General features: G+C 48.2%; 15 protein-coding genes. 10 read left to right on the top strand and 5 right to left on the bottom strand.

The window, feature by feature from the left end; translation table 11 throughout:
• The first annotated feature begins 120 nt into the window (after positions 1–120).
• Entirely contained in the window at positions 121–492 is a 372-nt protein-coding gene (locus C7Y66_RS09825; protein WP_106545434.1) for a DUF3011 domain-containing protein, read from the top strand.
• Between the two features lie 16 nt (positions 493–508).
• On the opposite strand, the gene C7Y66_RS09820 is transcribed toward C7Y66_RS09825, so the two are convergent.
• Together C7Y66_RS09820 and C7Y66_RS31735 are read right to left on the bottom strand one after the other, a co-directional pair.
• Positions 509–3,391, bottom strand: coding sequence for a hypothetical protein (locus C7Y66_RS09820; protein ID WP_199197347.1), 2,883 nt, complete (start codon positions 3,389–3,391; stop codon positions 509–511).
• A gap of 12 nt (positions 3,392–3,403) precedes the next feature.
• On the bottom strand, positions 3,404–4,081 hold the full coding sequence (locus C7Y66_RS31735; protein ID WP_199197346.1) for a hypothetical protein: 678 nt from the start codon (positions 4,079–4,081) through the stop codon (positions 3,404–3,406).
• Positions 4,082–4,826: 745 nt separating this feature from the next.
• On the opposite strand from C7Y66_RS31735, the gene C7Y66_RS09815 reads away from it, so the two are divergent.
• Entirely contained in the window at positions 4,827–5,261 is a 435-nt protein-coding gene (locus C7Y66_RS09815; RefSeq protein ID WP_106545433.1) for a GFA family protein, read from the top strand.
• Positions 5,258–5,380 carry a hypothetical protein gene (locus C7Y66_RS32865; protein WP_255409952.1) on the top strand — a complete coding sequence of 41 codons (123 nt, stop codon included), beginning with the start codon at positions 5,258–5,260 and terminating at the stop codon, positions 5,378–5,380. The genes C7Y66_RS09815 and C7Y66_RS32865 overlap by 4 nt, the downstream gene beginning before the upstream one ends.
• Here the strand turns inward: C7Y66_RS32865 and C7Y66_RS09810 are convergent.
• Positions 5,368–6,627: an RNA polymerase sigma factor gene (locus C7Y66_RS09810; RefSeq protein WP_106545476.1), complete on the bottom strand. Its 1,260-nt coding sequence runs from the start codon at positions 6,625–6,627 to the stop codon at positions 5,368–5,370. The genes C7Y66_RS32865 and C7Y66_RS09810 overlap by 13 nt on opposite strands.
• A gap of 181 nt (positions 6,628–6,808) precedes the next feature.
• Between C7Y66_RS09810 and C7Y66_RS09805 the strand changes: the two genes are divergently transcribed.
• The 7 genes from C7Y66_RS09805 (at position 6,809) to C7Y66_RS09775 (ending at position 10,450) form a co-directional block, all read left to right on the top strand.
• Complete coding sequence (locus tag C7Y66_RS09805) at positions 6,809–7,165, top strand: YciI family protein (RefSeq protein ID WP_106545432.1); 357 nt, start codon at positions 6,809–6,811, stop codon at positions 7,163–7,165.
• A 94-nt stretch (positions 7,166–7,259) separates the two neighbouring features.
• Positions 7,260–8,114 (top strand): YciI family protein, encoded by an 855-nt coding sequence (locus tag C7Y66_RS09800; protein ID WP_106545431.1) that lies wholly within the window; start codon positions 7,260–7,262, stop codon positions 8,112–8,114.
• 109 nt (positions 8,115–8,223) lie between these two features.
• Positions 8,224–8,634, top strand: coding sequence for a VOC family protein (locus C7Y66_RS09795; protein ID WP_106545430.1), 411 nt, complete (start codon positions 8,224–8,226; stop codon positions 8,632–8,634).
• 81 nt (positions 8,635–8,715) lie between these two features.
• The gene (locus C7Y66_RS09790; RefSeq protein WP_106545429.1) at positions 8,716–9,117 is read left to right on the top strand and encodes a VOC family protein; all 402 of its coding nucleotides are present in this window, start codon (positions 8,716–8,718) and stop codon (positions 9,115–9,117) included.
• A 27-nt stretch (positions 9,118–9,144) separates the two neighbouring features.
• Positions 9,145–9,546, top strand: a complete 402-nt coding sequence (locus tag C7Y66_RS09785) for a GFA family protein (RefSeq protein ID WP_106545428.1) — start codon at positions 9,145–9,147, stop codon at positions 9,544–9,546.
• Between the two features lie 155 nt (positions 9,547–9,701).
• A complete protein-coding gene (locus C7Y66_RS09780) occupies positions 9,702–10,220 on the top strand; it encodes a DUF1579 domain-containing protein (protein WP_106545427.1) in 519 nt (172 codons plus the stop codon).
• On the top strand, positions 10,205–10,450 hold the full coding sequence (locus C7Y66_RS09775) for a DUF5996 family protein (protein WP_106545426.1): 246 nt from the start codon (positions 10,205–10,207) through the stop codon (positions 10,448–10,450). Before C7Y66_RS09780 ends, C7Y66_RS09775 begins: the two co-directional genes overlap by 16 nt.
• A gap of 100 nt (positions 10,451–10,550) precedes the next feature.
• Here the strand turns inward: C7Y66_RS09775 and C7Y66_RS09770 are convergent, their stop codons facing one another.
• Positions 10,551–11,156 (bottom strand): DUF192 domain-containing protein, encoded by a 606-nt coding sequence (locus C7Y66_RS09770; protein ID WP_106545425.1) that lies wholly within the window; start codon positions 11,154–11,156, stop codon positions 10,551–10,553.
• A gap of 95 nt (positions 11,157–11,251) precedes the next feature.
• Positions 11,252–12,326: ATP-binding protein (locus tag C7Y66_RS09765; protein WP_233222606.1), on the bottom strand; the 1,075-nt coding region annotated here is incomplete at its 5' end.

Raw genomic sequence — 12,326 nt, 5'->3', positions numbered from 1 at the left:
TCAACAAAGATAAAGATAGAACTCATATTGTTACATTCTTACTAAGAACTAGGAACAAAAGATACAGCCCCTAGCTCTTAATACTTAAAGCTGTTGTTATTTAACAGGGGAAACTTTTATATGGTTAGCCGCTTTTCAGGAATCACGATCGCTCTTGTTATGACCAGCTTTACTATGGTGGGTACGGTTCTCGGTATCGCTACTCCAGCCTCAGCACAGCAGGTTGTAACTTGTGAAAGTCATAATCGCGAACGCAATACTTGCCGAATCAATACTAGAGGAGATGTGAGACTCATCAGGCGATTATCTAATGCTAGTTGTGATGGAAATTGGGGCTACAACAGAAATCGGATTTGGGTGAGGAATGGTTGCCGAGCTAGGTTCTTAGTAGATAATCGTAGAGATCGCAGATACGACAGACGCGATCGCGGTGACAGATACGACTGGGATGATAGATACGACAGACGTAACAGGGATGGTAGATACCGCTAGTTCCTTAGCTATTGCTTTACCAACCAATAGGAGTGGGAGCAATCGGTTCAATATTAGAGTCGTACCCGCCTACTTGATTAGTACGCAGCACCCATACCGACGCTCCCTGCTCGATAAACAGTTTGGTAATGGTTTCACTAGCAAGCCGAGGTAGCATCGTGCGCCAACTACCTAGCCCAATCAGCAGCCCGCCCAAAGCATCCTCTTCTGGACTAATCCCCAGAGTATTCTCGTTGTTATGCCAATCGGCACGGGCAGTTCCAAATGGCAGTAGTTTACGCCTAATGTATTTCCCTAACTTCATCAATCGATCGAAACGTTGCGCTGGCTCTGAATTTTGTACCAGCCAGTCTTGAATTTCAGAATTAAACGTAACGGCGATCGAGAGCTTTTTGAGTGCGGCGTAGAGTGCTTGATTAGAATCTTGGCAGCAGCTATGGGCGGGTCCAACGTAAGTTCCCCCAGTACCGTCTCCGATTCGGTAACGTGCCATCATCACCTCTAACTGCTCGATCGAGATATCTAAAGCAGACCGCTTTATTTGCTGAAATTCATATTCTTTAGTGAAGGCATCTAGTTTAATCAGGATGTCTGCAACCGGACGAGTACCCAGCCAACCAAAAGAGCGATCGCCTAGATAACGATTCCAGGCTAGCGTCCCTGCAATCAGCCCATCAGTGTTGTGGGTGTAAACTTGACAATATTTGATGTCAAACTGTAACTCATCAGTCAGTGGCTCCCGCACCACTTGCGCCACCCCATAGGCAAAATGACCGAAGAATATTGGCGTTTGGGCAGCTTTTTCTCGCTGGGAACCGCCAATCCCACCGTAGACATGCACGAGTAAGGCGCGATCGCCTTCTTGCCACTGGGCGATCGCCTCCTCAATTCCATCTTGAGGAGACAACAGTACCGAGCTAGTTTTGCCCTTATGTGCAGCTGCATTTCGCCAAGTTTCTTTCTGGAGATAGTTCAATGCTGCGTTGTTACCAAAAACTACCCGATCGGGCTGTACGCGCATGAGGGCGAGGGGAGCAAGAGACTGCACCACAAATATTCCAGTGCTATCCTTTGCTCCATAAATATACCAGCCACTGGAATTCAGTGGAGATTTTTCCATGTCTCGACTGGTAGAGGGAAAAATACCTTCTCGATCTGCCCTCACTTGGGGAAGACACACGATTTCCTCAACTCCATCAAAACAGCCAGAGGTACGATTAAAGTGAACTACGCGAAAGCGATCGCTATTTTCTAAAGGCGACAAAAATTTCACCAATCCATAAAAGCGTCCGGTAATTTGCACTGGTTCGCGCCAGATGGTTATGGTTGGGCGATTGTCTCCCGTGTTTGTACGCACCTCTACGCGATCGCGCAGCATCACGATAACATCGTCATGCGGTCGCGCTCCAGCTAATGACTCCAACGGATCGACTTGTTGCCAGCGATCGAGACGATGCGGATGAATAATTCCCTGACGAAGACTGTAGCGAGCCTCATCACTGAAGTGAAGGTCTTTGGTAACAGTTCGGACATACGCTTGTACTTTTGGATCGTCACTCCAGCGCAGATTTACGATCTGACCGACTAAATGTCGATGAGCCGGATCGGTGTGATGCACTTCAAATAAAACTCCTTTAACAAAGCGGCGTTGCTCAAAGGCAGGCAGAATTAAACGTCCGATCCAGCTGGCAATTGGGCGATATAGTTGCGGATCGACCGATTGGCTTAAGGGGTAGTAATTGGGTTGATTAAACGCTGCTTGCTGATAAAGCTCGTAGTTGCTGGTTTTGCTTCGGGTGGTTGTTTGAGCTAGTGGTGACTTTCCTTGGAGAATTCCCGCCACTAGATCTATTGTCTGCTGTAAGTAGCTACGACCATCGGGCAGAAATTTATTTGGGTCGAGCGGTCCTCCAGCACCGTTATGACCGACTGAACCCAGAGACGTAATACTGATTTTTCCCCGACGCTTCGCCCGATTCCAATAGGACAAAAAGAACAGCCGCCAACGCTTGGGAAAGAAGATCGGACCTGCACGTTCGACCAGATCTTTGTCACCGACTAAATGGTGCAGGTGTTCCAGTTGCAAAGCATTGTTATTACCGCTGATGACCCCTGCTATAGAAATTACATCAATCGGTGCAGCCAATGCCTGTTTGAGATAAGTCGCTGCTCCCATTGCTATTTGTCCGCCACCGCTATAACCAATCAGCGTAATTGGTATCTTGCTACCAAGCTGGTAGCCGTGACCGCGCAGACTATTATAGATGACTTGGGCTGTCCCTTGATTGTAGATCGGACCGTAACGCCCGTCAGCAGAAACAGCAACAACGGTAAGGTTGCGAAGTAAAATTGTCAGAGTCAGCAAAGCACCAACAATCCCTCCAGACTTGGATGATTGCAGGCGATCGGCTAAGCGCCAAAGAAATGAAAGCACTCGCCCTTGCGTTAAGGGGCGGTTGAAGACAGAATACGGCATTAAGCCTTTAATAATCAGGATGTCATCTGGTAAGACAGCCGCCAACTCGTTGAGAAATACATCCACCTCTGGGAGGTACTGAAAATTTGTCTGAGCAATGCCATCCAGGTAGACTGCATAGCGGATAATCTTTGTTTTAGTCGGAATGGGTTCTACTAATGTCCCTGGCGCAACAGTAGTATCCACGCGATCGCCATACCACCCTGCCCACCAGCCTAATGCTTCCAAAGGAGACAGCAAGGCAGCAAAGATAAAAGCGATCGACCCAATCCCTACTAGGTCGATCGCTAGTTGCCACATCGTACCTAAAGTCTCGTATGCTCTCAATAACAACGTGCTTGAAGCAGAGGAGAAAGCAACACCCAGTAGGACAATTAACCCAATTCCCACTAAGATCATAATTTTCTGCCTTCGTTGACTCACGCTGACTCTCCTTTAGCGCCGCGACTGCCGATTAGTAAAATTGTTCTCATAGACTTGCTGCCACCGAGTTTCCACAATTTGCTCTAACTTTTTGAGATCTGTTACTAACTTGACTCCTGCCCCTATATTTGCTAGCCAACGACCGACTGCCGCCACTGGACGACCAATGGTACGCTGTAACACCTGAAACACGACCCAGCCTAATGCACTACACCAAAATGCTTGCCAAAAGCCGATCCCTAACGCTACTGGCAAACCAATGAGAAATGCGCTGAAGCTCCAGATTGAAAGCAAGATGGAGATTGGTACGCCAAGATATGGCAAGGCAACAAAAAAGCTCAGCATTAGAGGCGCATAAGCAAGTCCTAGAGTTCGCGCTACTGCTAAAAAAGAAGCATCCCATAACAAAAGATGGCTGGCAATCCAGGTACTAAGCGTCCAGAAAATGTAGCTAAAAGCGAATAAAATTGATGCAATTAGCAAGCTGAGAACGAAGCGAAATGGCTTAACTCGGTTGATGAATAAGACAATACCCTGACCGAGCGCTTGGGAAAAGCCAGCTATTATGACAATATATAGAGCTGTCCTCGTACTCCAAGGGAGCGTTTGAATTAGTTCAAATGCTCTAGGGTTGAGGGTAATTGCCCCTGATACCAGCTCCCAAAATCGATCGAGTGCCGTTTGGGTCATTTTGAATCAAGTTGATAATTTAATACGGTTACATGCTTAGGAAGACAAATTCTTTTCCAAATGCACAATAAATGAAGATGGCAACAAGCGTACTCAAAACAGCTAGATTAATCTCAAGCGTGCTTGGAGTTTTAGCCGTAAATTGTCAAGTCTTTGCGATTGGCAAGGTTCCCAGATTACTTCAATGAAAGCTTTGAGGATGCATAGAAGGTTATTTTAAAAGATTACACCCTAGTACTATGACGCACAGCTCTAGTAATTACACCAGCAGCTAAGCTCAAAATTACTCAAGCAATCATATTCATCGTTCCAACTGTTTTTATAAATTGTCTTGACATTACATTGTATTAATTAAAACATTTAACTTACTCCTCCATACGGAGGAAAAAATTAGAACCTCAAGAAGTATGTGCTTCGAGAGTACTGCTTCCCTGGTTGCGGTTCCCACTCACAGTCCGTCCGCAACTGCGATCGCGGTTTTCATCAATGACATCTGATAAAAACATCAGACGGCTAGATCCAAGGCTAAAGGGTTAGCAGTGCCGAGTCTTGGAGATGTTCCATTACTCGGCAGTTGTGGCATGAGTTACTGATATTGTTAGCAGATGAAGGTCGAGCGGCGATCGATTACCAGGTTTGATTAATTAATGTTGAATGTCAGTTATTTGACTCAGGGCGCGGTATAAAGAGCGCAGCAGAATAAATAGTTATGTATGGGTAGCAAATAATTGCAGGAGAGCAGAATATGTCTAATTCAGGTGTTGCAACAGGTAGCTGTTTATGCAGAGCGGTAAGCCTTTCTACAACCAGCATGAACGATCGCGTAGGGGCGTGTCATTGTAATATGTGTAGAAAGTGGGGTGGAGGAGCTTTGTTGGTAGTTGATTGTGGCAGCGATGTCAGCTTTCTGGGTGAAGAAAATATTGGGATTTATCAATCTTCAGAATGGGCGGAGCGCGGATTCTGTAAACAGTGTGGTAGTCATCTGTTTTACAGATTGAAACAAAATCAACAATACTACATACCAGCAGGAATTCTTGATAATGATGAAGGTTTTGTGTTCGAGCATCAAGTTTTTATCGACGAAAAACCAGCATATTACTCCTTTGCCAATGAAACTAAGAACATGACAGGGGCGGAGTTATTTGCACAGTTTACGTCTCCATCATCCCAGTCATGACATTGGGACAAAAAGCAGTCATGAATCTACGCCATCGCTCGTCAGTATTTCATGACAAGTTTTCGATCGTTGTTGCCAACACGTATGCGCGGCGAGCATTTGCTGACTATGAGGGCTGAACTTCGCGCCGCCGACGCTCCAGAAATCGGCGTTCGCTATCATTAGCTACCAGTGTTAGTGCCCGCGTGTAGCTCAAAGCAGCTGACTCTAAAGCTCCGATACGTCGCAGCAGATCGGCACGGGTGGCGTGGAACAGGTGATAGCTGTCGAGTTGGGTGGCAAGCGCATCGACCAGTTCGAGCGCCGCTGAAGCTCCTTCTACCATCGCGATCGCCACCGCCCGATTCAGGGATACGATCGGTGAAGGCTGCAAGCGTTCCAACAGTTCGTAGAGTCGCACGATCTGCGCCCAGTCTGTTTCTTCGGCTCGCGCCGCTTGACAGTGGAGTGCTGCGATCGCCGCTTGCAATGCAAACACACCCGTGCCGCCGCGCAATGCCTCTTCTACCAGTGGCAATGCCTGGGCAATCTGTTGCTGGTTCCAGCGTTGACGGTTCTGATCTTCGAGCAGCACCAGATCGCCTGCTTCGTCCAACCGAGCATCGCGCCGCGAGTCGTGCAGTAACATCAGCGCCACTAGTGCCGTGACTTCTGAGGGTGGTTGCGGTAGCATCAACGTCCGTACCAGTTGCCCCAGCCGGATCGCTTCCGCGCAGAGGTCAGCTCTCACCATTGCCTCGCCTTTGGTCGCCGCATAACCTTCGTTAAAAATTAGATAAATCGTTGTCAGTACCGCATCTACCCGTGGGGATAGATCGCTAATGTCTGGCATCTTGTAGGGAATCCCTGCATCCCGAATCTTGCGCTTGGCACGCACGAGTCGTTGTGCCATTGTCGTCGTGGGCACGAGAAACGCGCGGGCAATCTCATCTGTCTCAAGTCCGCCTAACATTCGTAGCGTTAGAGCGACTTGAGCTTCGATCGCTAGTGCTGGATGGCAGCAGGTGAAGATTAGACGCAAGCGATCGTCGGGAATTTCATTACTGTCGTAGGTCGGCTCCTCGCTGGTTGGAATTAATCCAGAAGCGGCGTACCATTCCAGTTTTTCCGTCAGTCGCGTCCGGCGGCGGAGGCAATCGATTGCTTTATATCGAGCGGTTCGGATAATCCACGCTCGTGGGAGAGCGGGAATGCCGCTAGAGTACCACTGACTGACAGCGGCTGTAAATGCTTCCTGTGCTGCTTCTTCGGCTAGGTCGAAATCACCAACTAGTCGGATTAGCGTGGCGACGATCCGCCCCCATTCCGCCCGATAAACGGAGGCGATCGCTTGAGTGACATCTGCTGACTTTGCGTTTGGAGCCATACCCGATGAAAAAATTTTTGCTAAGGTGTCGATTTGAGCAGTTACCGTTCGACTCATTTATCAAGGTAAACAACCCAGGTAGATCGCGATTCGGATCTGATGATAAAAAATTTTTGACAAGGTGTCGATTTGAGCGATCGCCGTTCGACTTATTGATAAAGGGAAAACCGGAGGCAATGGAATGAAATACGTGCTGCTGATCTACCTCAAAGAAGATGCCCTGAGCGAAACCGAGCGGGAGCAATGTTATATAGAATCCGCACAACTCGCGCAGCAACTCAACTCCAACGGGCAGTATCTCGCCACCGCCCCGCTCCACTCTGTCGCGACAGCCACCAGCATCCGAGTCCGCGACGGCAAACCGCTGATAACCGATGGACCCTTTGCCGAAACCCGCGAACAACTGGGTGGGTTTTTCCTGATCGATGCCCGAGATCTCGACGAAGCGATCGCGATTGCCAGTCAAATCCCAGGTGCGCGAGTCGGCACTGTCGAAATCCGTCCCGTAATCGAAGTTGCAGGTTTACCACAGAGTTAGTCTCTGCTAGATTCAGCTCGCCTAATGCTAATAATCCCGCTCCAACTGTCCAGAACCTTGACCCCAAAAACTGAAAACCCAAGGAGATACTGTAATGCGATTTATGTTGCTCATGATTCCCAAAGGCTATGAGAATGCGGCTCCAGGAGCTATGCCCGATCCCAAAGCGGTGGAAGCCATGATGAAGTATAACGAATCGCTTGCATCTGCTGGCGTACTGATTGCACTTGAAGGGCTTCATCCACCCTCAATGGGGGCGCGAATTACATTCAATCGGGGAAATCCAAAAGTGACCCAAGGGATTTCCTCAGATGTGAAAGAAGTGCTGGGTGGCTACTGGATGATTCAAGCAAACTCGAAAGAGGAAGCGATTGAATGGGCTTCTCGCTGTCCTGCTTCAGACAACGAGACGATCGAAATCCGTCAAGTGCAGGAATTTGATGATTTCCCGTCGGATATTCAGCAAGTCGTAGACCAGTTCCCAGAAATGCCACATTCTCATCCCACAACAGCAGAAAATACCCAGACAACCAATAAAGCTCAAATTCGCCAACTGATTGCCGAGCAACAACGCGCTATTTGCACAAAAGACGTGGATTGGATTATGTCTCGCTATGCCACAGATGTCATTCTCTTTGATGTCAAACCGCCATTCCAAACAAAAGGTAAAGACGCGGTGCGTCAATTGTGGCAAGACTGTTTGCCTTACTTTCCAGACGCTTTCGAGATGGAAACGCTAGATCTCACCATGACTGTCAACGACAATCTAGCGGTTGCTCACTGGCTATTTCGCTTTAAAGGGGAACAAGACCATCCCGCCATGCAAACGTGGATGCGCGCCACCGCTGTTTGCCAGAAAAAGCGGGACAACTGGCAGATTTTACACGAACACATCTCGGTGCCATTCGATCCAGAGACTTCTCAAGCAGTCTTCACCCTCAACCCATAGAAATTTTGTCGGGGCGAGTTTGTACTACCAATTGAACGCTGCCAAGCGATCGATCTCAACTCGCCTCGACAAGAACGACATCGATCTGGACTAACAAAAGGAACACGCTATGAAAATCAATTCCTATCTCATGTTCAACGGCAATTGCGAAGCAGCTTTCCAATTCTATCAGCAGTGTCTCGGCGGCGAGATTACCATGATGCTAACTCACGGGGAAGCACCCTCGGCAGAGCATGTCTCCCCTGAATGGCACGACAAAATTATGCACGCTTGCCTCGAAGTGGGCGATCGCCTCCTGATGGGGTCTGACAGTCCGCCTGGGTATTTTGAAACACCCCAAGGCTTCTACGTGCAGATGAGCGTTGCCGAACCAGCCGAGGCAGAACGAATTTTTCACGCTCTAGCTGAAAATGGCAAGGTGAAGATGCCGCTCGAACGAACCTTTTGGTCTGCCCGCTTTGGGATGTTGGTCGATCGGTTCGGCACGCCGTGGATGGTCAACTGCGAGCAGACGACTTGAACTTTCGCTATCTCCCCTAAACTCAAACCTCAAGCCTTTTCGCCACTTTTTTAGCTGTAACAAATCTGACAAGCAGAAACCATGAGTACTCAAATTTTTGTTAACCTACCCGTTAAAAATCTCAACCAATCGATCAAATTCTTCACTCAACTCGGCTTCCAATTCAATTCTCAATTCACCGATGAAACTGCCACTTGCACGATCGTCTCTCAGGACATCTTCGTGATGCTCTTGACCCATGAAAAGTTCAAGACGTTCACGCCCAAAGAGATTTGTGATGCCACAAAAAGCACCGAAGTGCTGGTGTGCTTGTCTGCCCAAAGTCGAGAAACAGTCGATGAAATGGTTCGTCAGGCAATCGCGGCTGGTGGCACAACCTATAACGAACCCCAAGACCACGGCTTCATGTACGCACATGGATTTCAGGATCTAGATGGTCACATTTGGGAAATTGTGTACATGGAACCCAGTGCCATCGAATGAAGTTGAACCTGTGTTAAGGATGCACAAATGAAGAAGACATACATCGGCAGCTGTCACTGCGGTGCAGTCCGCTATGAAGCAGACATCGATCTGAGCCAAGGTACCTTCAAATGCAATTGCTCGATCTGCATTAAGACGAGAATCTGGCTCGCCACAGTCAACCCAGATGCTTTTCGGCTACTTGCAGGCAAAGCTGAATTAACTGAATATCAGTTCAACATGCAGACAATTCATCATTTATTCTGCAAACACTGCGGAGTACGATCGTTTGGCTGGGGGGATACACCAGAAGGTGGCAAGTTCTATGCCGTCCATGTCACCTGTCTCGATAATGTGGATATTGACGAACTCGTGAGTGCGCCGATTACTTATATCGATGGGCGTAACGATAACTTTCAGTCCCCGCCAGTCGAGACGCGACACCTTTAAGCCAGTTTCAACCTGCTTCGTATCTCTTTCTTAAGCAAAGAGCTTGTCGAGCAGCAGAGCGAAGATAATAGTATTTATGTACTAGTACAAGTTTTGAATTTCCATCATTTGGCGCGATCGCATTTTTGAAGAATTCATCAACAGGAGCTAAAACAATGGAGACAACCAAAACACAACAGAACTCAACCATGAATACCGCACCACAACAGGAACATCAGTGGCTGCAAAAACTCATTGGTGAGTGGACGTATGAGATTGAAGTCAAGATGGGAGCGGATCGACCTGCCGAAAAATCGACGGGAACTGAGAGCGTGCGATCGCTTGGTGGACTATGGATTTTGGCTGAAGGACAGGGCGAGATGCCTGGATGCGGTCGCGCTACCACTCTGATGACGCTCGGCTACGACCCGCAGCAGCAGCGGTACGTGGGGACGTGGATCGGGTCGATGATGACATACCTCTGGGTGTACGACGGTGGCGAACTGGACGCGGCTGAAAAGGTGTTAACGCTCAATTCTGAGGGACCTGCTATGACTGGCGAGGGGAAGATGGCAAAGTACAAAGACGCGATCGAGTTCGAGAGCGACGATCGCCGAGTCATGACCTCGCATGTGTTGGGTGATGACGGGCAATGGCATCACTTCATGACCGCAATCTATTGGCGCAAACAATAGCAGAAAGCCAATCTCGAACCGAGACTAGCGACGGTACCACCAAAAGCATTGTACTTGCTTCTCGCGCCGTTACTGATGCCAATCTCGATCGAGTGGCGATGAGTACCCTGAAGGCGATTGGCATCCAGGTGCAGATTTGGACGATGCCACAGGAAGTTGCCCAAGCGATTCCGTTTGAGCAACGTGCAGCCTACGACCCAGAGTACGATCGATCCGTTGGCACTCGCTAATACCGCCAGATGAGCGCGATCCAAACGCTATACTGCTAGACAATAGCACTTATATTGTTGGAGCTGACATAGCTCGTACCTTGGCGAAAACATTTGGTATTTACCCCAGTGGGGTGTATGATGCTGCGATCGCGCACTTACTAGCTTCATAACAAGATCGCTCGATCGCTTTGGTAAACTTAACATCCAGTTTTCTACCTGGTTGTATTCCAAGTCTATTAGCACTGCCTGCTGGTAGCTCTAGGACGTAATTAACTGGTTTAACTGAATCGTAAATCGGGCAACTTTTCCATCGCGGACAGGGAGGAGCATTTTTTACAAAGGATGCGATCGTACCATTGCGAATGAAGATGATATCCAGTGGTACTAATACATCTTTCATCCACAGCTTGACTGGTTTGGGTTGGCTCACCACAAAAAGCATACCGCGATTTAGGGGTAAGGAGGAGCGAAACCTCAGACCAGCAGCCACTTGTTCTGGCGTTCGTGCCACTTCGAGTTCAATCTTTCGCGCTTGCATCACTAGGTAAGCTTCGATGGGTAATTGTTGTGCTGGCGTAGGAATCAAGGCAAAGGTAACAGGAACGACAGCGACGAGAATACCTGCGATGGGTCCTATACAGTTGAGAATTTTCAGGTAAATTTCATCGGTGCTGCATTTGCCTGCTTGACTGGAACTTTGGCTAGCAGCAGAGTTTTCTTTCATAGGATTTAAATATTAGAAAGCAAATAAGGATCGCGCTCTGTAGCATTGCTGTGGGTACTAGCAATGCATGGGGAGTGAGTGCTGAGGAATTGGTTCTACCTGAAGATCTCAACATTACCGTTGGCATAAATACTGTCATCAATGGGAGAAGAAGGAAGTCCTTGGATATCTGCTTTGTGACGCATGGACTCCACTCTGTCTGCTTCCCTAATAGCCAAAGGATTCATCTGCTTGCGCTCGTTCAACAGTGCTTCAACTGTAAGCTCCAGTTGAGGTTGACAATTCTCATCGATTTCGCCAGTGGCTAGCATTTCGTAGAAAGTAGTGGCTGCTGCTCTTTCTACAATCGTCTGGATCTCTGCACCCACGCATCTATTTGTGGCTTTGAGCAGTCGCCGCCACTCGGCTTCAGTAAAGGGATCGCCACCACTGCGGAAACGGCAATCGAATCGGGCAGCGTGCAGCTTGAAAATAGCATGGCGTTCGCCGTTGTTGGGCAAGTCTACTTTGTAGATATAGTCGAATCTGCCAGCGCGAGTCAGTTCTGGGGGCAACCATTCCATGCGATTAACGCTGGCAATGACGACCACATCACTTGTACGCTCTTGCATCCAAGTCAATAGTTGACCTGCCAGCCGTCTCGATAGGTCGTCGTCTCCAGCAAATCCCTTATCTAGATCGTCAAAATAGAGGACGATTTGGTTGAGGCGATCGGCAAGCTTGAGCAACTTTTGCAACTTAACTTCGGCGCGATCGCCCTCACTTCTGAAATTTCCCCAATCAACCAGGACTAGCGGTACTCCCATAATTTGAGCGCAGACTTTTGCGGCGTGAGATTTACCAGTCCCTGGCGGTCCGACAAACATCACACCTTTCGGCACTCTCAAGTTATACTGTTTAGCTACTGGCGATAGCAAAACCTTGAATTTTTGGAATGCTTCTTGCATCAGTTCCAACCCTCCAAGCTTTACTTTTGGAGGTGGAACGAACTCTATATTATAAAGTTTGTTCAGTAAATCTATCTTATATTCAAGTAGTTGCTTAGTTGCTTGTTTGACGATTTGTTCTCTGGTACTTGCAGTTAACTCTAAATTCAATACTTCGGACAGTTTTTGGCGCTTGGCAGTAGACAGAAAAGCCATCGAACCGATAGAGTGCCTTTTAGAACAA

Source organism: Chroococcidiopsis sp. CCALA 051, from assembly GCF_003015105.1.
In the GTDB taxonomy this organism is placed as follows: Bacteria; Cyanobacteriota; Cyanobacteriia; order Cyanobacteriales; family Chroococcidiopsidaceae; genus Chroococcidiopsis; species Chroococcidiopsis thermalis.
The sequence above is the reverse complement of the archived record's forward strand: the minus strand, read 5'-3'. Positions and strand labels throughout refer to the sequence as shown.

Bases quoted from the DNA above. Each gene is read 5' to 3' on its own strand.
- C7Y66_RS09825 (WP_106545434.1), top strand. From the start codon at position 121: ATGGTTAGCCGCTTTTCAGGAATCACGATCGCTCTTGTTATGACCAGC.
- C7Y66_RS31735 (WP_199197346.1), bottom strand. From the start codon at position 4,081: ATGACCCAAACGGCACTCGATCGATTTTGGGAGCTGGTATCAGGGGCA.
- C7Y66_RS09815 (WP_106545433.1), top strand. From the start codon at position 4,827: ATGTCTAATTCAGGTGTTGCAACAGGTAGCTGTTTATGCAGAGCGGTA.
- C7Y66_RS32865 (WP_255409952.1), top strand. From the start codon at position 5,258: ATGACATTGGGACAAAAAGCAGTCATGAATCTACGCCATCGCTCGTCA.
- C7Y66_RS09810 (WP_106545476.1), bottom strand. From the start codon at position 6,627: ATGGCTCCAAACGCAAAGTCAGCAGATGTCACTCAAGCGATCGCCTCC.
- C7Y66_RS09805 (WP_106545432.1), top strand. From the start codon at position 6,809: ATGAAATACGTGCTGCTGATCTACCTCAAAGAAGATGCCCTGAGCGAA.
- C7Y66_RS09800 (WP_106545431.1), top strand. From the start codon at position 7,260: ATGCGATTTATGTTGCTCATGATTCCCAAAGGCTATGAGAATGCGGCT.
- C7Y66_RS09795 (WP_106545430.1), top strand. From the start codon at position 8,224: ATGAAAATCAATTCCTATCTCATGTTCAACGGCAATTGCGAAGCAGCT.
- C7Y66_RS09790 (WP_106545429.1), top strand. From the start codon at position 8,716: ATGAGTACTCAAATTTTTGTTAACCTACCCGTTAAAAATCTCAACCAA.
- C7Y66_RS09785 (WP_106545428.1), top strand. From the start codon at position 9,145: ATGAAGAAGACATACATCGGCAGCTGTCACTGCGGTGCAGTCCGCTAT.
- C7Y66_RS09780 (WP_106545427.1), top strand. From the start codon at position 9,702: ATGGAGACAACCAAAACACAACAGAACTCAACCATGAATACCGCACCA.
- C7Y66_RS09770 (WP_106545425.1), bottom strand. From the start codon at position 11,156: ATGAAAGAAAACTCTGCTGCTAGCCAAAGTTCCAGTCAAGCAGGCAAA.